At 67.2% G+C, this 19,478-nt stretch carries 16 protein-coding genes and 1 pseudogene; 10 read left to right on the top strand and 7 right to left on the bottom strand.

Going from position 1 to position 19,478, the window contains the following annotated elements; genetic code table 11:
* Positions 1–507 precede the first annotated feature (507 nt).
* The gene (locus FHU13_RS13705) at positions 508–864 is read right to left on the bottom strand and encodes a ribbon-helix-helix domain-containing protein (RefSeq protein ID WP_183436437.1); all 357 of its coding nucleotides are present in this window, start codon (positions 862–864) and stop codon (positions 508–510) included.
* Positions 848–1,537: a ParA family protein gene (locus tag FHU13_RS13700; protein ID WP_183436436.1), complete on the bottom strand. Its 690-nt coding sequence runs from the start codon at positions 1,535–1,537 to the stop codon at positions 848–850. Before FHU13_RS13700 ends, FHU13_RS13705 begins: the two co-directional genes overlap by 17 nt.
* A 359-nt stretch (positions 1,538–1,896) precedes the next feature.
* Here FHU13_RS13700 and FHU13_RS13695 point away from each other — a divergent pair, with 359 nt between their 5' ends.
* Positions 1,897–2,463, top strand: coding sequence for a hypothetical protein (locus tag FHU13_RS13695; protein ID WP_183436435.1), 567 nt, complete (start codon positions 1,897–1,899; stop codon positions 2,461–2,463).
* A 64-nt stretch (positions 2,464–2,527) separates the two neighbouring features.
* Here the strand turns inward: FHU13_RS13695 and FHU13_RS13690 are convergent, their stop codons facing one another.
* The 5 genes from FHU13_RS13690 to FHU13_RS13670 all read right to left on the bottom strand — a co-directional run bounded on the left by FHU13_RS13690 (position 2,528) and on the right by FHU13_RS13670 (position 10,775).
* The gene (locus tag FHU13_RS13690; protein ID WP_183436434.1) at positions 2,528–3,865 is read right to left on the bottom strand and encodes a hypothetical protein; all 1,338 of its coding nucleotides are present in this window, start codon (positions 3,863–3,865) and stop codon (positions 2,528–2,530) included.
* A 225-nt stretch (positions 3,866–4,090) separates the two neighbouring features.
* A complete protein-coding gene (gene cobF / locus FHU13_RS13685; protein WP_183436433.1) occupies positions 4,091–4,849 on the bottom strand; it encodes a precorrin-6A synthase (deacetylating) in 759 nt (252 codons plus the stop codon).
* Positions 4,850–5,354: 505 nt separating this feature from the next.
* Positions 5,355–6,164, bottom strand: a complete 810-nt coding sequence (locus FHU13_RS13680) for an invasion associated locus B family protein (protein ID WP_183436432.1) — start codon at positions 6,162–6,164, stop codon at positions 5,355–5,357.
* 497 nt (positions 6,165–6,661) lie between these two features.
* Complete coding sequence (locus tag FHU13_RS13675) at positions 6,662–7,567, bottom strand: response regulator transcription factor (protein ID WP_183436624.1); 906 nt, start codon at positions 7,565–7,567, stop codon at positions 6,662–6,664.
* Complete coding sequence (locus FHU13_RS13670) at positions 7,560–10,775, bottom strand: hybrid sensor histidine kinase/response regulator (RefSeq protein ID WP_183436431.1); 3,216 nt, start codon at positions 10,773–10,775, stop codon at positions 7,560–7,562. The genes FHU13_RS13675 and FHU13_RS13670 overlap by 8 nt, the downstream gene beginning before the upstream one ends.
* A gap of 477 nt (positions 10,776–11,252) precedes the next feature.
* On the opposite strand from FHU13_RS13670, the gene urtA reads away from it, so the two are divergent.
* The 9 genes and pseudogenes from urtA to FHU13_RS13625 all read left to right on the top strand — a co-directional run.
* The gene (urtA, locus tag FHU13_RS13665) at positions 11,253–12,509 is read left to right on the top strand and encodes an urea ABC transporter substrate-binding protein (RefSeq protein ID WP_183436430.1); all 1,257 of its coding nucleotides are present in this window, start codon (positions 11,253–11,255) and stop codon (positions 12,507–12,509) included.
* A 109-nt stretch (positions 12,510–12,618) separates the two neighbouring features.
* Positions 12,619–13,545, top strand: a complete 927-nt coding sequence (gene urtB / locus FHU13_RS13660; protein ID WP_183436429.1) for an urea ABC transporter permease subunit UrtB — start codon at positions 12,619–12,621, stop codon at positions 13,543–13,545.
* Between the two features lie 12 nt (positions 13,546–13,557).
* Complete coding sequence (urtC, locus tag FHU13_RS13655; protein ID WP_183436428.1) at positions 13,558–14,739, top strand: urea ABC transporter permease subunit UrtC; 1,182 nt, start codon at positions 13,558–13,560, stop codon at positions 14,737–14,739.
* A gap of 10 nt (positions 14,740–14,749) precedes the next feature.
* Complete coding sequence (gene urtD, locus FHU13_RS13650) at positions 14,750–15,547, top strand: urea ABC transporter ATP-binding protein UrtD (RefSeq protein ID WP_183436427.1); 798 nt, start codon at positions 14,750–14,752, stop codon at positions 15,545–15,547.
* Positions 15,548–15,623: 76 nt separating this feature from the next.
* Positions 15,624–16,313, top strand: a complete 690-nt coding sequence (urtE, locus tag FHU13_RS13645; protein WP_183436623.1) for an urea ABC transporter ATP-binding subunit UrtE — start codon at positions 15,624–15,626, stop codon at positions 16,311–16,313.
* 11 nt (positions 16,314–16,324) lie between these two features.
* Positions 16,325–17,341 carry an alpha/beta fold hydrolase gene (locus FHU13_RS13640; protein ID WP_183436426.1) on the top strand — a complete coding sequence of 339 codons (1,017 nt, stop codon included), beginning with the start codon at positions 16,325–16,327 and terminating at the stop codon, positions 17,339–17,341.
* A gap of 166 nt (positions 17,342–17,507) precedes the next feature.
* Positions 17,508–18,737: a formamidase gene (gene fmdA / locus FHU13_RS13635; protein ID WP_183436425.1), complete on the top strand. Its 1,230-nt coding sequence runs from the start codon at positions 17,508–17,510 to the stop codon at positions 18,735–18,737.
* A gap of 64 nt (positions 18,738–18,801) precedes the next feature.
* Complete coding sequence (locus FHU13_RS13630; protein WP_183436424.1) at positions 18,802–19,119, top strand: FmdB family zinc ribbon protein; 318 nt, start codon at positions 18,802–18,804, stop codon at positions 19,117–19,119.
* 166 nt (positions 19,120–19,285) lie between these two features.
* Positions 19,286–19,478: pseudogene (locus FHU13_RS13625) on the top strand (porin); the annotation flags it as partial.

Here is a 19,478-nt window from a genome sequence, read left to right as displayed (position 1 = left end):
CTACGCCACAGGCTCCCTCGAGACCGCGGAAAGCTGGGTCTCAGGGGATCACGCTACGCTTCGACCGGAAGACATCCGGCCGTCCCCAGAGGATCGTCCAGACGCGGTAAAGGAAGGCTGAACGGAGCGGCGGCGGCGCGCGAAGGCCGAAAGCTTCCGGTGGAGCGAGGAAATCCTCCTTCGGGCACGGGTGTCCGCCGCGTCCCCTCACCCGGCGGAGCCGGGGCGGAACGCTCCACGCCACTTCAAAAGTCTGTTCGACCGAGTTGCTTCAGCGAACGCATCACGCCTCATGGTGAGGTGCCGAGCGATAGCTCGGCCGCGAGGGCACCGGAAGGCTCATCCCAGGGCACCGATCGGCCGGGATGAACGTCCCGGCGTGCTTCGAGACTGCTGGCCCGGCACCTCAGCACGAGGCCTGTCACAGTTGCCGGAACCGGTCCGTCGAACAGGCTGTGCCGCGCGGCATGCAGGGCGCCTGAAAGCGAAGGGCGGCTTCCCGAGATCTCAGCGCGGGTTCTCGCCCAGCACCTGCTCGATCGAGCGGGCGCCGCGCTGCTTGAACAGCAGGTCGAGCGCTTCGAGCATCAGGGCGTGCATCTTGGTGCGCTCGGCGTAGGCCAGATCCCGCAACTGGTCGTAGACCGGCGGCTCCAGATAGACCGACATCTGCTTGGCGCGCTCCTTGAGGGTGCCGGCCCGTGTCGAGAGCGGAGCCGATGCCGCGAGGTCGAGCTGGACGATCTCCGCGCCCGAAGGCTTGTTCGCCTTCGCGGCCGAACGGGCCCTTCCCTTCCGCGGCCCGCCGGCCGGACCAGCGGCGGCGACGATCGAGGCGAGGTCGAGCTTAGGCGGCCTTGACATGCTTTCTCGCGTCCTTGCCCGTCGCTCCGGCCACTGCCTTGGCCGGCCGTTGCCCCGTCGCCTGCATGCGGCGCTCGATCCAGCTCCACAGCCGGCGCACCTCGCCCGCGGCTTGGCCCTTCGGATTGAACTCGGTGACGCCCTGGCCGACGCCGATGGCGTCCTGATGGTCGTTGCGCGCCACGATGTTGACGTCGGGCAGGATGCCGAGCACCGCGAGTCCGTCGGCGGCATCGCGGATGCGGTAGGAGCGCGGCGGGGTCTGGTTCAGGACGAAGGCGAACTTCTTCTCCAGGCGGTAGACGGCGGCGAGCGTCGGCTTGAAGGCGCGCAGATCGGCAGGGGTCGGGCGGCAGGGGATGATGCACAGATCCGCCGCGCGGATCGCCGAGAGCGTGCCGTTGGAATCGACGCCGGGGGTATCGATGAACACGTAGTCGTAGGAGGATTCGGCCAGCCGCTCCATCACGAGGTCGATCTGCGTGGCGTCGATCTGCGCTACTTCAGGGCCGTCGGCGGTGCGGTGATCGAGCCAATCGGTGATCGTGGCCTGCCGGTCCATCTCCAGGATACAGACGGCGTGTCCGGCTTCCTGCGCGGCCACCGCCAGCGAGATGCACAGGGTGCTCTTGCCGCTGCCTCCCTTCTGCGTGACGAACGTGATCGCTTTCATGCCGGCCACCCCACCGTTCTCGGTTTTTGCGGGCTGTCCGGTCCTGTGATGCCGGGATGCCCAGATCCCGGATTTCGCCCATCATGGTTAACCGGCCGTTAAAGATGACGGCTCTTGGTCGGATGGTATTGTTCACTTGAGGTTGGTTTTTGTCAGCAGCGCTACCTGAGCTCTTTACGCGCTCGACCGAGTCGGATTAACATAACTTAAGGCTGGCTCGTTCAGGAAAATTCACCTCAGATTGCTTCCTCTGATAAGTGACACGCCGGAGAGCTGCTCCGATCGGAGGAATTCACGGCGCGCCACCGAGCCCGAACTGCGGCCGCTCATGCCGCAAAGACGACTTGCCGGTATCCGAGATGACGGCTTTTGAACCTGACCTTCCTTCCGCTTTCGCCGGCTCCGCCTGCCTTGGGGCATGGGCCCACGACCCGAACTCCAACCGGCTCGCTCTGTCGCCGATCCTGGCACGATTGCTGACCGTGCCGGAGGACGCAGCAGCGGGAGCGCCCCTGCCTCTGGCGCTGGCGGCCGTGGAGGCCGAGGATGCCGTGCGCCTGGAGAGCGTGTTGCGGGCGGCGAGGGAGGATGGCCGCCCCTTCGAGGCCGAGTTCCGCACGCGCCCTGGGCCCAACGGCGTGCGCTGGTTGCGCCTGATGGGACGATGCGGACGCGATCCCGGCACGGGCGCGCTCACGACGCAGGGGCTCGCCTTCGACCTGACAGAGGAGCGCCGCCCCGCCGGTTCGGAGACGGACCAAGCCCAGCGGCAGGCCAACCGTCTCGCCGACCATGCGGCTGCGATGAAGGGGCTGGTGGCCGGCCTGCGCAACCCGCCCCTGGCCCGCCTCGTCGACGAGGTCGCCGTCGAGATCGGTCATGAACTCGCCCGCCGCCTTCGCGGCACCGGACGGCAGGTGCATTGAGGGCCCGGCGCCCGACCCTCGTCCCGAATGGCAGTGTCCGGTTTCCGGAACGAGGCTCAGACGGTCATTGCGGTAGCGCGGAGGCTTCGAGCGCCGGGCGTAGGCGTACCGGCGGTGTCGGGAACAGGAGGGGGCGCAGGGCCTGTGCCGCTTCGGGCTGGGCCAGGGCTGCCGCGAAGGCTTTTCGCAGGGCCGAGCAGCCGCGTGCGCGGATCGGCAGCCGCGACTCCGTTGCCGCTCCCGCGTCCTCGGCGAGGCGCTTCGGTGGATTCACTCCGAGCGAGGTGTCACGCGCAGGGGGGGCCTCCGCAGCCCGCAATCCGAGCGCGCGCGACAGGATCGTCCGGCCGGCGGCGCGCTGCGTCCGGTTGAGTCGGGGCCGCGTCAGCACGGCACCTGCCCCCTCCTTGGCCGCTGCGCAGACGCGCGTCCGGTGCGGGCTCGAGCGCTGCATCGCCTGAAGGATCATCCGGCCGAGTTCGGCCAGGGCCGCCGGATCGGCGTCGGCGAGGCTGCGCGCGATCGCGTGAGCGGCCATTCGCCGGACACCGTCCACCGCTTCCCCTTCCGGGCGCCCCCGATGGTAGCCGTCGAGATACCACGCCGCGATCGGCGCGATCGTTCCCGGCGCGCCCGTCTCCACCGCGTCCAGCAGCGGCACGTTGTGCAGGATCACGGCACGGGCCCGCTCCGGGTCGGCGCCGTCGTCGAGGGTCGAATCGGGGAACCGGTCGGCTTCGACGATGCCGGTGGCGACGCCGGCCTTCACCAGGGCGTCGGGATCGGGGATCATCAGGTCGTCCGGCCGGACCCGGAGGGCGGCATCGACGAAGTCTGCTTCGATGCCCGCGGCGAGGTAAGCGGCGCGCTCGGGGGCACTGTCGACCGCGATCTCGACGCCGGCCGGATCGGTCTCGTAGGGCGCATGAAAGCCGAGCCGCGCATCCGCCCGGACAAGCCGCTCGTGCCCGCGCACGAAGGCCAGCGTGCAGGCGGAGACGCAGTAATCCGGCACGTAGGTGACGAGCCCGCGCTCCGCGATGAGCGCGCCGATGGCCGCGCCCTCATCGACCAGGCCGCCCTCGCTGGTGAGATGGATGCGCTCGACCGAACGATGGGCATCGAGGAGCCCGGCGAGACGTTCGGCAGCCCCTTCGGTCAGCTCGCCGGACAGGCGCACGTCACGCCCCTCCGGGCCGAGTAGGATGCGGGTGGGCGCCCCCTCCGGCGTAACGATCTGAGAATCGATGCGGGTGCTGACGCCGTTGCCGGGCGAATCGGGGGGCCGGCGCGAGCTCGCCGGCCCTTGACCCGAGAACAGGATCCCCGCCATCAGGGCGCCGGCAAGCCCGATCGAAACGCAGGCAACATCGCGCACGGCCCACCGCGAGCCAGCCGCCATATCTCGCCCCCAAAGGATGGTTCGGGTTTTTGTTTGACCCGGGAAGTGTCCCTCGGATGGGCAGCGAAGCAAGGCCTCTGCCACGGCGAAAGAGCGGCCGGAGGCGAACCTTGTCGTCGTGCCTGGGAGCGGCGGAAGAAACCCGTTTCAAGAGACCGCCGTCGTGGCGAAGTGCTCTCCTGCCTTGACACTATGCCGCAGTGCGAAGGCGAGCCGCTTACCGGCTCAGGCTGCCGGTTTCAGCAGCAGATAGATGTCCATGATCCAGCCGTGGCGGATGCGGGCCTGCGCACGCACCCGGCGGATTTCCTCCGCGACGTCGCCCAACCGGCCGGCGACGAGACATTCGTCCGGCGTGCCGAGATAGGCGCCCCAGTGGATCGTCAGGTTCGGGTCGAGTCCCTCGAAGCGCGGGTCGCCGTCGAGCATCACCACGGTGGTGCCGGGCTCGTCGCCCAAACCATCGCGCAGCCGCCGGCCGGTGGTGATCCTGACCGGCTCGCCGATGCGGTGGAGCGGGATGCGGTGAGCGGCGGCGAGCGCCTGCACGCTGGTGATGCCGGGGATCACGTCGTGGGTAAAGCCGACGCGCCCGCGGGCGAGCACGCGCTCCAGGATGCGCAGGGTGCTGTCGTAGAGGGAGGGATCGCCCCAGACGAGGAAGGCGCCGCGCTCGTCCTCGCGCAGATGCTCGACGATCAGGTCCTCGTAGAGGGCCGCTCGGGCGGCGTGCCAATCATCCACCGCCACGCCGTAATCCGCGGGGCGACGGTCGCGCTCAGGGTCGGACGCCTCGATGAAGCGGTAGGGCCGGCCCTCGATGAAGCGATCGCAGATCTGCCGGCGCAGGTTGAGAAGCCCTGCCTTGGCCTCCCCCTTGTCGAGGGCGAAGACGGCGTCGGTCGCCTGTAGCGCCCGGATGCCCTGAAGTGTCAGGTGCTCCGGATTGCCCGTTCCGATGCCGATGACGTGGATGTGTCGCAAGGCTGACGCTTCCGGCCGGGCCTGGTCCCGGCGACCTCCCCATGGGGGAGAGATGGAAGCGGCTTTTTAACGGATCCGGGCCATAAGGGGAGCGTCCGGATCGAACAAGCTTCAGCCGACCAGCGCCGTCAGGCAGGTGCCGAACAGGGTGACGAAGGTCATCGTCGCCATGAACTTGATGTCTTCGATGCGCTGGCTCATCGCCTGAACTCCGTTGCGGCTCCTTCGCGGCCGCCTCGATCCGTTAAATAACCCCTAACCTTGTGCAGCGGGATTGCGCGGTGCGTTTCGTCACCGTTGCTCACGCAATCCCACCGACAAGCGGGTGAAACATCCTTAACGACAACTTGGCGGTTGACTGTTGCCGTCCGGATGATCCGGGACATGCTGAACGCGGAGACCCGCCCTTGGTTGCAGGGACCGGCAGCCGCTCTGCGCGAAAAAAGGAAAGCCCCGCCGTGGCGACCACGGCGGGGCTCATCTCGAAAAATCGCTCGTCGGAGGTTTACTTCGGCGCGGCGCTGGCGGCCGGAGCGGCGGGAGCCGGCGCGGCGCCGGCCGAGCCCTGCTGCTCCAGCTTCTTGCGCATCTCCTCGCTGCGCTTCTCCATCTCGGCCTGGAGCTTCTTCTGCTGCTCCTCCAGCACCTTCGGGTCGATGGCCGGACCGTCGAAGGCCTTGCCGAACCCGGCGAGCGGCACCGCGAAGACCACTTCGCGCTGCGTCTGGTTCTGGACCCGGACGTTCAGGGTAGTGCCCTTCTTGAAGCCGTTCAGCAGCTCGTTGGAGACGCCGCCGGCCTCGGCGAAGCAGCCGTTCGGGAAGCAGACCGCGAACTTGCCGCCGGTGACTTCCTTGCCGTCGACGTCGAAGCGCATGCCGGGGGCCAGCATCAGGCCGAGCGGCAGCAGGAAGCGGACAACCTTCACCTCCTGCTTCGTGCTCGCGTTCTTCATGTCGTAGAGCGCGACCGCGAGCACCGGCTGGCCGGAATCCGACACGAAGTCGCGGGTGGTGTAGCAGACGTCGGTGCCGGAGCCCTGATCCTTGCCGCAGACCTTGGTCCAATCGGCCTGGCTCGGCTCGGACTTCACATTGATGAGCTGCGGGCCGTTGCCCTGAGCCTGCTGCTGTTGGGCGGGCGCGGCCGGCTGGGCCTGCGCGGGCGCGGGGGTCGGCGCCGGGGCGGCCGGCTTCTTCGCCTGAGCGAACGCGGTTCCACCCAGGCCGGCGCCCAAACCCGCCATGGCGAGGAACGCGGCCACGCGCAGCGAGCGCGCGGAAAGCTGGGCCATGGAAGACTTGGCAAGGAACATCGGCGTTATGACCCCTTCAACGGATGGCGCGTAAAAACCTGACGCGGTGCTCACTCGGCCGCCGCAGCCCGGCGAGATGGCAGGCCCGGCCAGTTGGTCCGCGGCGCGGCCTTCCTGGCGCGGTGCACCGGATCGCCGTGCGCGGCCTCGGGCGCAGCACGATTGCAGAACGATTCTTGCCCGAACGAGACGGCGGCCTGCTTCCCCGTGGAATGCGGCGAAGGCATGACGCCTGCGCCGTACACCCCTGCGCGCGCCGCCTCAAGTCGCGTGTTCTCATATACTTCGCCAAGGTGCTCCTCGGGCGGCCGTCTGAACCGGTTCTGGTCTTCGCGGTTTCGTGTCCCGGCTCCCCCGAGGCCTCAGGATCCGCCCGTAGCAGAGGCGGTCGATCGGGTTCGAGCCAGGACGCGCACTTGGTTACGGGTTTGAGCCTGCCGGTCGATCACGGCCTCTCGACCTCGAACGGCCAGCTTCAGCCGAGCTGAGGGTGGCGCTCAATCCAGATCGCGCAGGTGCCGCGCCGCTACCGCCGAGGCGGCGGTGCGGTTCTCCACGCCGAGCTTGGCGTAGATGCCCTCCAAGTGTTTCGTCACGGTGCGAGGGCTCAATCCCAAGATCTCGCCGATGTCGCGGCTCGACTTGCCGCGGGAGAGCCAGAGCAGCACCTCCGCCTCGCGGCCGGTGATCGGAAGTCGCTCGCGCAGGCGCTCCAGACCGGCGGCGGCGGGATCTCCGGACAGCCGCAGCAGGATCTCGGGGCCGGTGCGGCCGATGAAGCTGAGCGAATGCGCCCGGCCCCCCGCATCGGTCAGCGCCAGCGGCGGGGCGCCGGTGCCGGCGAGGCATTTCTGCAGCCAGTCGCGCCCGCTCGGTGGCAGGGCCAGGGGCTCGGAACTGCCGAGGGCGGCGAGCACCTGCGCCGCCTGCGGCGTGCACCACAGGACCGAGCCGGCGGCATCGACGGCGAACAGGGTGCGTCCGGCGGTGTCGAGCGCCGTGCGGGCGCTCTGTGCGGAGCGGGCGTTCGCCAGATGCACGCGGATCCGCGCCAGGATCTCGTCCGGGGCGATCGGCTTGGTGACGTAGTCGATTCCCCCCGCCTCCAGGCCCTTCACGATGTGTTCGGTCTCGGAGAGCCCGGTCATGAAGATGACGGGCACGTGGGCGAGCCGGCCCTTGGCCTTGAGGCGACGGCAGGTCTCGAACCCGTCCATGCCCGGCATCACCGCGTCGAGCAGGATGATGTCGGGGGTGATTTCTTCGACCAGGTCGAGGGCGAGGTCTCCGCCCACCGCCACCAGCACCGTCGCGCCCGAACGCTCGATCGCCTCGGTGAGGAAGCTCAGAGTGTCGGGCGAATCATCGACGACGAGGACGAGATCGCGCTGCGCCTCAGGCATCGCGGGCAAGCCCCTCCAGCACGCCGACGTAGCGGCGCATGTCGTAAGCGGCCACCAGCCCGCGCATCCGCGCGACGAAGGCGGCCGGCACGGCCGCGTCGCTCTCCAGTTCGGTGAGCTTGGCCTCGATGCCGCGCACGTGGCCGATGCGGCCGAGGCGCAGCAGCGCGGCGATGTGCTCGGCCGGCACGGTCTCTCCGCTCGCGGCCGCTCCGTTCGTAGCCTCGGCCGGGCGATCGGGCAGCACGATCGGACGCACCTCCGGGGTGGCGACAGGCAGCGGGCGGGTCGTGCCCAGCAGCCCTGTGATCCGTTCCAGAAAATCCTGCATGTCGAACGGTTTGGCGATGATGTCGTCGTGCGGTGCGTCCGCCCCGCGGGTCGGGCTGATCTCGTGGACGTTGGCCGACATCATCGCGATGCGGGCGTTAAAGCCCGTCTCACGCAACGTTTTTGCCACCTCCCATCCGCTCATGCCCGGCATGGCGATGTCGAGCAGGATCAGCGCCGGTTCGCGCTCCCTCGCCAGGACGAGGCAGGTCGGGCCGTCCGGTGCCTCGGCGACCGTGAAGCCGAGAGGCTCCAGGATCTCGTGCATCAAGGCGCGGTGGGCCGGGTCGTCATCGGCGACGAGGACGGTGCGGCCGGGCTCCGCCAGGGCGGGCCGCGCCAAAGCCGCCGGAGCCGGCAAGGTTGCGGGCGCCGGACGGTTCACCGAGGCCAGCATCAGCCGCACCCGGAAGCAGGTGCCCTTCCCGACCCGGCTCTCGACGGTGATCTCGCCGCCCATCACCTGCGCCAGGAGATGCGCGATGGTCAGCCCGAGCCCGGTGCCCGGTGCCGCGCGGGCGGCGGGCATCGAGCCGCGCTCGAACGGCTCGAAGATCCGGCCGAGATCGGCCTCCGGGATGCCGAGCCCGGTATCGCGGATCGTGAAGACGGCGACCTGCCCGCGATAGGTCAGTTCCAGGGCGACCTCACCTTTCGCCGTGAACTTGATGGCGTTGGAGAGCAGGTTGAGCAGGATCTGGCGCAGGCGCTTCTCGTCCGTCGCCACCACGGCCGGCAGGATCTCGGGCCGGGTGAAGCGGAAGCTCAGGCCCGCGCCTTCGGCCTGCAGGCGCACCATGTCCACGATCTGGGTCAGGAAATCCGCGAGTCGGATCTCGTTGCGGTAGGTCTGGAGCCGGCCCGCTTCCATCCGCGAGATGTCGAGCAGGCCGTCGATCAGTCCGGAAAGGTGCTGGGCGCTGCGGCGGATCACCCGGATCCCGTTGCGGCGGGGTTCGGGAATCGTGGGATCGCCCTCCAGCAACTGCGCGTAGCCGAGCACGGCGTTGAGCGGGGTGCGCAGTTCGTGGCTGATGCCGACGACGTAGCGGCTCTTGGCGAGGTTGGCGGCTTCCGCAATCTCCTTGGCCTGTTGCAGCTTGGCGTCGGTGACCTTGTGGGCGGCGATCTCGGCCTCGTAGAGGGCGGTCTGGCGGGCGGTTTCTTCTTGCGCCACGCGTCGGCTTTCCTGCGCCAGCACGAACAGCCACGCCACTACGCCGAGAATGACGATCAGGATGAAGAACAGGCTCGTCAGCGCGGCGCGCAGCGTCTCCGCGTGCTCCGGGTGCCCGGCGGCGGCGCTGGCGTGGACGATGACGAGGATCAGCCCGATCACCGTGATCAAGGTCAGCATCAAGGCGAGATAGCGGCCGAGCGGCGCGCCGATCCAGGCGGCGGTGCGGGCCGGCAGAACCCGGGCGAGCGTCTCGCGGGCTTGGGCTTCCAGCCGCCCGTGCGGCTTGCACAGGTCGCCGCAGCGGGCGTCGAGCGAGCAGCACAGGGAGCAGATCGGTCCGGAATAGGCCGGGCAATGGGCCATGTCCTCGGCCTCGAACGGGTGCTCGCAGACCCGGCACGTGATCTCCGGCCGGTCCCAGGTCGTCAGCGGTTCACGGGCGAGATAGCGCTTCCCCCCGGTTGCGAGGGCGATGGCGGGCGCCGCGGCGAAGGCGGTGGCCAGCGCCAGCATCGGCGCGAAGGGCTGGAGCGCGTTGCCGAACAGGCCGGCATGGATCAGGCCGCCGGCGAGCAGCGAGAGCACCATCGCCCCCGTGCCGACAGGGTTGATGGCGTAGAGATGCGCCCGCTTGAACTCGATGCCCGGCGGCGACAGCCCGAGCGGCTTGTTGACGGCGAGATCGGCGGCGAGCGCCCCGACCCAGGCCGAGACCACGCAGGCGTAGAGCGGCAGCGTGCTCTCGATGGTCTTGTCGATGCCGAGTTCCATCAGCAGGAGCGCGATGGCGACGTTGAACACGAGCCAGACCACCCGGCCCGGATGGCTGTGGGTCAGGCGCGAGAAGAAGTTCGACCACGCGATCGAGCCGGCATAGGCATTGGTCACGTTGATCTTGAGCTGCGAGATCACCACGAACAGGCCCGTCAGCGCCACGGCGACGCCGGGTGAACCCGAGACGTAGCCGAAGGCGACCGCGTACATCTGCGTCGGCTCGGCGGCGCGCTCCGGCGAGACGCCGTGGCCGAGCGCCAGCACGGTGAGGAAGGCGCCGAGCAGGATCTTGAGCATCCCCGGCACGATCCAGCCGGCCCCCGCCGATAGGACGCCCGTCCACCAGCGCCAGTCGCCCTTTCCTTGGGGCGGCGGCATGAAGCGCAAAAAGTCGACCTGCTCGCCCACCTGCGCCAGCAGTGCCAGCAGGATGCCGGAGGCGAGCCCGAACAGGCGCAGGTCAAAGCCCGCGCCCGCGGCTTCCAGGCCGGGATAGCCGGTGAACGCCTCGATCGGCACCGGCCCGGAGAGCCAGATGCAGACGAGCGGCAGCAGATTGAGGCCGATCCAGAGCGGCTGGGTCCAGAGCTGGAAGCGGCTGATCAGGCGGATGCCGTAGATGACGAGCGGGATGACCGCGCCCGCGCTGACGATGTAGCCGATCCAGAGCGGCAGGCCGAAGCAGAGCTGCAGCGCCAGCGCCATGATCGCGGCTTCGATGGCGAAGAACAGGAAGGTGAATCCGGCATAGATCAGGGAGGTGATCGTCGAGCCGAGATAGCCGAAGCCAGCTCCGCGGGTGAGGAGATCGATATCGACCCCGTAGCGGGCGGCGTAGATGGTGATCGGGGCGGCGGTGGCGAAGATGATGAGCCCGACGACCAGCACCGCGGCGAAGGTGTTGGTGAAGCCGGTGGCGAGCACCAGCGTGCCGCCGATCGCCTCCAGCGCCAGGAACGACAGCGAACCGAGCGCCGTTTGCGCGATGCGGAAGGGCGACCAGCGCCGCGCCTTCTTGGCGGTGAAGCGTAGCGCGTAATCTTCCAGCGTCTCGTCGGCGACGAGGCGATTGTAGTCCCGACGGATCGGGATGATGGACCGGGCGCTCAGGGGGCCGTCCTCACGATGGGCGGGTCACCGGCTTGCAACGGATGTGCCGGCCAAGTGTCCGTCACGCCAAGTACCCGCACGCCAAGTGCCCGTCACGGCGTGGCACGAGACATCCCTAACGTTCGACGCTCACGGAATCGAGAGCGGCACCGTACGGCCCGGGATGCCGGGCGGACATACGCAAAACAGCGTATGGGCCGCGACGCACCATCAAGCCTAGCCTTCACCCTGTTCGAGCACGGCCGCCGACCGGCAGAGCCGCGCCGACGCCAGATCAGGGGTTCAGGCACGATGGCTGAAGACAAGGGGAAGGGCCTGGAATCGGCCCTGCGGCGCAAGCTTCTCATGGGGCTCGCGGGGTTGCCTGCGCTGGCGATGATGCCGCGAGGGGCGTTCGCCGCCGCTCCGACCTCGGCCGTCAACACGACCGGGCTCGCGGTGACGGACACCGAGGTCACGGTCGGCATTCTGCACTCGGCCACCGGCACCATGGCGATTTCCGAGACCGGCTCGATCCAGGCGGAAAAGCTCGCCATCGCCCAGATCAACGAGATGGGCGGCGTGCTCGGCCGCAAGATCAAGGTGATCCAGGAGGACGGCGCCTCCGACTGGCCGACCTTTGCCGAGAAGGCCAAGAAACTCCTCGTCAACGATCATTGCGCTGCGGTGATGGGTTGCTGGACCTCGGCCTCGCGCAAGGCGGCGCTGCCGGTCTTCGAGCAATATAACGGCCTGCTCTACTACCCGACCTTCTACGAGGGACTGGAGCAGTCGAAGAACGTCATCTACACCGGCCAGGAAGCGACGCAGCAGATTCTCGCCTCGCTCGATTGGGTGGCCAAGGAGAAGGGCGCGAAATCGTTCTTCATGGTCGGCTCGGACTATATTTGGCCGCGCACCTCGAACAAGATCGCCCGCAAACACATCGAGAACGTGCTCAAGGGCACGGTCGCCGGCGAGGAATACTTCCCGCTCGGCCACACCCAGTTCAACTCGGTCATCAACAAGATCAAGCTCAAGAAGCCGGACGTCATCTTCGCCGACGTCGTCGGCGGCTCGAACGTGGCCTTCTACAAGCAGCTCAAGGCGGCGGGCATCGACCTCTCGAAGCAGACCCTGCTGACGATCTCGGTCACCGAGGACGAGATCGACGGCATCGGCGGCGACAACATCGCCGGCGCCTATTCCTGCATGAAGTACTTCCAGTCGCTGAAGAACCCGAACAACGAGAAGTTCGTCACCGCCTTCAAGAAGATGTGGGGCGACAAGACCGTCATCGGCGACGTGACCCAGGCTGCGTATCTCGGTCCGTTCCTGTGGAAGATGGCGGTCGAGAAGGCCGGCTCCTTCGATGTCGACAAGGTCGCCGCGGCTTCCGCCGACATCGAGTTCAAGGAGGCGCCGGAAGGCTACGTGAAGATCCACCCGAACCATCACCTCTGGTCGAAGACACGGGTCGCCAAGGCTCTGCCGAGCGGGCAGTTCGAAGTGGTCTACGAGAGCCCCGATCTGATCGAGCCGAACCCCTTCCCGAAGGGCTACCAGTAGTCGCGACGCTCCGGTCCCCTCCTGAGCCGGGAGGGGACGTCCGCGATCTGACGGGCGTGGCCCGACACTTGCTGCGCCCTCCCAAAACATTCCGCCGGAGTCACAAGCCATGTTCGGCGACTATTCGCTCGCAGACCTCAGCTCGATCTTCGTGATGCAGGGCTTCGCAGGTCTGATCCTGTTTTCCGTCTACGTCCTGATGGCGCTTGGGTTGGCGATCATCTTCGGCCAGATGGGCGTCATCAACATGGCCCATGGCGAGTTCATGATCCTGGGCGCCTATGTCACCTATCTCTGCTCAAGCTTCTTCCAGGCGCACCTGCCCTCGCTCTTCGGTGCCTACTTCTTCATCGCCATGGCGCTCGCCTTCTTGGCTTCGGGAGCGATGGGGATGTTGGTGGAATGGGCGCTGATCCGCCACCTCTACAAGCGGCCGCTCGACACGCTGCTCGCCACCTGGGGCCTCTCGCTGATCCTGCAGCAGGCCTACCGCACGATCTTCGGCCCGCGCGAGGTCGGCGTGGAGCTGCCCTCGTGGATGATGGGCTCGATTCCCGTCACCGATTCGATCGAGGTGCAGATCAACGGCCTGTTCGTGATCGCGGTCACCACCGTCATTACGCTCGGCGTCGCACTCCTCATCTATCGCTCGCGCTTCGGCGCGCAGATCCGCGCGGTGATGAGCAACCGCCCGATGGCGGGCGCCGTCGGCATCGATACGGAGAAGGTCGACCGCTACACCTTCGGCCTCGGCTGCGGCATCGCCGGCATCGCCGGCTCGGCCTTCACGATGATCGGCTCGACCGGCCCCACCTCCGGCCAGCTCTACATCGTCGACACCTTCCTGATCGTGGTCTTCGGCGGCGCGGCGAGCCTGCTCGGCACCATCGCCTCGGCCTTCTCGATCTCCCAGACTCAGTCGACCCTCGAATTCTTCCTCTCCGGCTCGATGGCCAAGGTCCTCACCCTGCTCGCGGTGGTGGCGATCCTGATGCTGCGGCCGCAGGGCCTGTTCACCCTCAAGGTCCGTCGCTGAGGAGCGCGCCAGATGACGAGCCAGAAGACAAGCCCCATGCAGTCCCTGTCGAAGGCGGTGACCGTCAACGACAACCCGTTCATGAAGCCGGTCGAGTGGGTGAGCCTTGCGCTGCTCGCCGGCGTGATCCTGGTGGTCCTGCCGCTCATGCTCGACGGCTTCCGCCTCAACCTCGTCGGCAAGTACCTTACCTACGCCTTCGTCGCTCTCGGACTCGTCATCTGCTGGGGCTATGCCGGCATCCTCTCCCTCGGCCAGGGCGTCTTTTTCGGCTTGGGCGGGTACTGCATGGCGATGTACCTGAAGCTCGAGGCATCAAGCGTCGAAAATACGAAGATCCAGTCGACGCCGGGCATTCCCGACTTCATGGACTGGAACCAGATCACGTCGCTCCCCTGGTTCTGGCAGCCCTTCCACTCCCTGCCGCTGACGCTTCTCCTCGTCGTCGCGGTGCCGGTGGCCTTCGCCTTCATCATCTCGGTGGCGATGTTCAAGCGGCGTGTGGGCGGCACCTACTTCGCCATCATCACCCAGGCGATCGCCGCGATCCTGACGATCCTGATCGTCGGCCAGCAGGGCTATACCGGCGGCATCAACGGCATCACCGATCTGCGCACCCTCCATGGCTGGGACATCCGTACGGATCACGCGAAGTTCATCCTCTACTTCGTCAACGGTGGGCTCCTCATCGGCTGCATCCTGATGGCGCAGTACGTGAAGAAGTCGAAGCTCGGGCGCATCCTTGTGGCCATGCGCGAGAAGGAGGACCGGGTCCGGTTCTCGGGCTACTCGGTGGCGGGCTTCAAGGTGTTCGCCTTCTGCCTCGCGGCTGGTTTCGCGGCGATCGGCGGTGCGATGTTCACCCTGCAGGTCGGCTTCATGTCCCCGTCCTTCGTCGGCATCGTCCCCTCGATCGAGATGGTGATCTACGCCGCCGTCGGTGGGCGCCTCTCGCTCTTCGGCGCCGTTTGGGGAACGCTGCTGGTCAACTGGGCCAAGACGAGCTTCTCCGAGAGCTTCCCCGATCTCTGGCTGTTCGGCCTCGGCGGCCTGTTCATCGCCGTGGTGCTGATCTTCCCCAATGGCATCGCCGGCCTCTGGCGCGAGCATGTCGAACCCCGCCTGTTCCGCAAGGCCAAGGGCCTGGCCCCCGTCGCCAGCCCTGCCCTGCCCCACGGCACCCCGGCCGAGTGAGGACACATCCATGAACGCGGCCATCCTCCCCTCTGCCCTCTCGGCGACCCCCATCGGCACCCCGGCGGACGAAAAGAACTTCCTGCTGGCGGTCGAGGCGCTCACCGTCTCCTTCGACGGGTTCAAGGCGGTCAACGACGTGTCGTTCTACGTCGATCCGGACGAGATCCGTGTCATCATCGGCCCGAACGGCGCCGGCAAGACCACGGTGCTCGACCTGATCTGCGGGCGGACCAAGGCCAGCTCCGGCTCGATCAAGTACAAGGGTCAGGAGCTGACCAAGCTCTCCGAGAGCGCGATCGTCCAGGCCGGCGTCGGGCGCAAGTTCCAGACGCCCTCGATCTACGACGACCTTACGGTGTTCGAGAATTTGGAGATCTCGTTCCCCCGCGGCCGCTCGGTGTTCGGGGCGCTGACCTTCAAGCGCGATGCCGAGGTGCGCGACCGCATCCACGAGATCGCCCAGACGATCTTCCTCAAGGATCAGCTCGACGAGCGCGCCGAGTTCCTGAGCCACGGCCAGAAGCAGTGGCTGGAGATCGGCATGCTGCTGATCCAGGACCCGGAACTTCTGATGCTCGACGAGCCGGTGGCCGGCATGAGCGTCGGCGAGCGCATCAAGACGGCCGAACTCCTCAACCAGATCATCAAGGGCCGCTCGGTGCTCGTCATCGAGCACGACATGAAGTTCGTCGAGGACATCGCCCACCGGGTCACCGTGCTCCACCAGGGCAAGGTGCTGTCGGAAGGATCGATGGAGCGGGTCAAGAACGATCCGAAGGTCGTCGAAGTCTATCTCGGTCACTGAGGGCGAACGGATCATGCTCCAGACTTCCCTCTCCCCTTCCTCCCTCGTGCCGCCGGTCGTGCCCGGCACCGCCCCGATGCTGGCGATCTCCGATCTCCACGCCGCCTACGGGCAGAGCGAGGTTCTGCACGGCATCGACCTCGACGTGGCTCCGGGTGAGATCGTCGCGGTGATGGGCCGCAACGGCATGGGCAAGTCGACGCTCATGAAGACGCTGATGGGCATCGTGCCGACGAAGTCCGGCACGATCACCGTGGACGGCACCGACGTCACTGCCCTGAAGAGCCATGCCCGCGTGGCCAAGGGCCTCGCCTACGTGCCGCAGGGCCGGATGATCTTCTCCACCATGACGGTGCAGGAGAACATCGAGACGGGTCTCACCGTTACCGGCTCGCGCAAGGTGCCGCAGGATCTCTACACGATGTTCCCGGTGCTGCTGGAGATGAAGGGCCGGCGCGGCGGCAATCTCTCCGGCGGCCAGCAGCAGCAACTCGCCATCGCCCGGGCGCTCGCCAGCAACCCGAAGGTTCTGCTTCTCGACGAGCCGACCGAGGGCATTCAACCCTCGATTATTCGCGAGATGGGGCGTACGCTGAAGAAGATTCGCGATGAGCGCGGTCTGTCGATCGTCGTCTCGGAGCAGGTCCTGAGCTTTGCCATGGATGTGGCCGACCGGGTTCTCGTGATCGAGAACGGCTCGATCGTCCACGAGAGTTTGCGCGCCGACATCGACGAGGCGCAGGTCGCCCGCTTCCTCTCGGTCTGAGGTTCTTCGCGATGGCCGATTACGAGATCTTCGAGCTCGGCGACGTCGTCTTGCAGTCGAAGCAGACGATCCGCGCCGCGCGGCTCGCCTACAAGACCTACGGCACGCTCAACGCTGCCAAGGACAACGTCATCGTCTATCCGTGCTGGTATTCCGGTACGCATCTCGAGAACGAGTGGCTGATCGGGCCCGGCAAGGCGCTCGATCCGAGCAAGTACTTCATCATCGTGCCGAACATGTTCGGCAACGGGCTATCCTCCTCGCCGAGCAACACCCCCGCGCCGTTCAATGGGCCGCGCTTCCCCAAGGTCACGGCCTACGACAACGTGGTGCAGCAGCACCGGCTGGTGACCGAGGTCTTCGGCATCGAGCGGATCAAGCTCGTGACCGGCTGGTCGATGGGCGCGCTCCAGACCTTCCACTGGGGCGCGATTTTCCCCGATAGGGTCGAGCGCATCCTGCCCTTCCAGGGCTCGGCCAAGTGCTCCCGGCACAACTTCGTCTTCCTGGAGGGCGTCAAGGCGGCGCTCCAGGCAGATGCCGCCTTCGCCGACGGGTTCTACGCCGAACAGCCGCAGAAAGGCCTGCGCGCCGCTGCCCGGGTCTATGCCGGCTGGGGCTTCTCGCAGACCTTCTACCGGGTCGAGGCCGACCTGAAACAGATGGGCTACGCCTCGCTCGAAGACTTCCTCGTCGGCTTCTGGGAGGGTTGGCTGCTCGAAAAGGACGCCAACAACCTGCTTGCCATGCTCTGGACTTGGCAGAACGGCGACATCTCGGCCAACGACCTCTACGGCGGTGATTTCAAGAGGGCGCTCGGCGCGATCACGGCCAAGGCCTTCGTGATGCCGGCCTCGACCGACCTGTATTTCCCGCCGGAAGACAGCGCGATCGAGGTCGAGCACATGCCGAATGCCGAGCTGCGTACGGTCGAGACCTATTGGGGCCATTTCGCCGGCGGCCCCGGCACGTCGCCCGACGACATCGAGGTGCTGGATGCGGCCTTGAAGGAGCTGCTCGCGAGCTGAGCCATCGGTGGGCCGCTCCGGCGGCCCGCCCGAACCGATCCGGCGCCGACCCGCGCCGGATGAACGAAGAACGACAACAACGATCCACGGGGGCGGCCGGACTCATGCCGGACACGCAACGGGGACGGCTGCCTGAATTCTGGACTTAAAAGGAGCTGCGAAGGAAATGCCCGAGACCCTGATCAAGGTCGATCTCACGCAGTCGGCCTATGACAACGACATGGTGCACAACCGCTGGCACCCGGACATTCCGATGGTCGCCACGGTCAAGCCCGGCGACGACTTCATCGTCGAGACCTACGACTGGACCGGCGGCTTCATCAAGAACAACGATTCGGCCGATGACGTGCGCGACATCGACCTGTCGATCGTCCACTTCCTGTCGGGCCCGATCGGCGTCGAGGGCGCCGAGCCCGGCGACCTGCTCGTGGTCGATCTGCTCGATATCGGCGCCAAGCCCGAGAGCCAGTGGGGCTTCAACGGCTTCTTCTCCAAGAACAACGGCGGCGGCTTCCTCGACGAGCACTTCCCCCAGGCCCAGAAGTCGATCTGGGATTTCGAGGGAATGTTCACCAAGTCGCGCCACGTGCCCGGCGTGCGCTTCCCCGGCCTGATCCATCCCGGCCTGATCGGCTGCCTGCCCGATCCGAAGATGCTGGAGACCTGGAACACGCGCGAGAAGGCGCTCTACGACACCAACCCGAGCCGGGTGCCGGCGCTCGCCACCCTCCCCTTCGGCCCGACCGCGCATATGGGCCGGCTTAAAGGAGACGCCAAGGAGGCGGCCGCGGCGACCGGCGCCCGCACGGTGCCGGGGCGCGAGCATGGCGGCAATTGCGACATCAAGGATCTGTCGCGTGGCTCGAAGATCTACTTCCCCGTCTACGTGCCGGGCGCCGGCCTCTCCATGGGCGACCTGCATTTCAGCCAGGGCGACGGCGAGATCACCTTCTGCGGCGCCATCGAGATGGCGGGCTGGGTCCACCTCAAGGTGAGCCTGATCAAGGACGGCATGGCCAAGTACGGGATCAAGAACCCGATCTTCAAGCCGTCGCCGATCACGCCGAAATACGACGACCACCTGATCTTCGAGGGTGTCTCGGTCGACGAGTACGGCAAGCAGCATTACTTGGATGTCACGGTTGCGTACCGCCAGGCCTGCCTCAACGCGATCGAGTACCTGAAGAAGTTCGGCTACTCGGGCGCGCAGGCCTACTCGATCCTCGGCACCGCACCGGTCCAGGGCCACATCTCCGGCGTCGTCGATATCCCGAACGCCTGCGCCACCCTCTGGATTCCGACCGGCATCTTCGACTTCGACATCAACCCGTCCGCCTCCGGGCCGACGAAGTTCCTGGACGGCTCCGTCCAGATGCCGCTCTCGCCGGACCTCTGATGTCTTTGGTTTGCCGCGCTCACCGGGCGGCAAACCGCACACACTTTGCCTGAGAGCGCTTGAGATGCCCGTCTACGACTATGCTTGCGAGAGTTGCGGACCGTTCACGGTGCTGCGCCCGATGGCGCAGTTCAAGGACCCGCATGACTGCCCGGATTGCGGCGGGGAATGCCAGCGCGCCTTCCTCACCGCCCCTCGGATCTCCGGCATGGATCCGGGCCTGAAGGCAGCCCACGCCACCAACGAGCGCAGCCGCCATGAGCCGCGGCGCTCCGGTGCGCACGGAGCCGGCTGTGGTTGCTGCTCGCCGAAGAAGACGTCCGCCGCACCCGCGGCTGCCAAAAGCTTCCCGAACGCGCGGCCCTGGATGATCAGCCACTGATCTGAGGGCCGCCACCATGGCGGGCGCCCGACATGCCCGCCGCTCCACCTCCGCGAGGACGGATCGAACGGAAGAACAGCTCCGCGAGGGAGCCGCCGGCCGCGACACGATAAGCGGGACGAACCCTGTGGGGCCGCCGGTGCAGAGGACGGGTTGGGGACTGACGATGACCGAACGAATGACACGGACGACGACATGGCCGGCGCGCCGCGGCGTCAGGATCGGAACGGCCGGCGCGCTGCTTGCGGCGAGTCTTGCGGGCGCCACCGGAGCGCTGGCGCAGCAGCCCTCGCCGGTGGGCCAGTTCAACGATCAGACGCAGCCGCGTACCGATCCCCGCATCGCCGAAAAGCCCGCCG

This window comes from Methylobacterium sp. R2-1 (assembly GCF_014191355.1).
Lineage (GTDB): Bacteria > Pseudomonadota > Alphaproteobacteria > Rhizobiales > Beijerinckiaceae > Methylobacterium.
Note: the sequence above shows the minus strand (reverse complement) of the source record. Positions and strands in the feature narration are given on the sequence as shown.